Source organism: Caballeronia mineralivorans PML1(12) (assembly GCF_001028175.1).
Lineage (GTDB): Bacteria > Pseudomonadota > Gammaproteobacteria > Burkholderiales > Burkholderiaceae > Caballeronia > Caballeronia mineralivorans.
This window is the reverse complement of record NZ_AEJF01000325.1, coordinates 1-352: the sequence shown is the minus strand read 5'-3', so window position 1 is coordinate 352 and position 352 is coordinate 1. Positions and strand designations below refer to the sequence as shown.

Genomic DNA, 352 nt, shown 5'->3' with positions numbered 1-352 from the left:
CCGCATCACTAACATTACTGATGTGACTCCGATCCCTCATAACGGTTGTCGTCCGCCGAAAAAACGTCGCGTATAACGCCTCGTTTTCCAGGTTTGTTGGAGAAAGAAAATGGCAAGATATTTGGGTCCTAAGCTCAAGCTGAGCCGTCGTGAGGGCACCGACTTATTCCTTAAGTCTGGCGTTCGCGCGATCGATACCAAGTGTAAAATTGAACAAGCTCCTGGCCAGCACGGTGCGCGTAAACCGCGTCTGTCTGACTATGGTGTGCAGTTGCGTGAAAAGCAAAAAGTTCGCCGTATCTATGGTGTGCTGGAGCGTCAGTTCCGTAACTACTACAAAGAAGCAGCACGT

The 352-nt window shown here is 50.0% G+C and carries 1 protein-coding gene and 1 pseudogene; both read left to right on the top strand.

Going from position 1 to position 352, the window contains the following annotated elements:
• Nucleotides 1-4: 4 nt before the first annotated feature.
• A complete protein-coding gene (gene rpsK, locus EOS_RS45495) occupies nucleotides 5-76 on the top strand; it encodes a 30S ribosomal protein S11 (RefSeq protein ID WP_456151151.1) in 72 nt (23 codons plus the stop codon).
• Nucleotides 77-109: 33 nt separating this feature from the next.
• A pseudogene (rpsD, locus tag EOS_RS42865) lies at nucleotides 110-352 on the top strand (30S ribosomal protein S4); the annotation flags it as partial.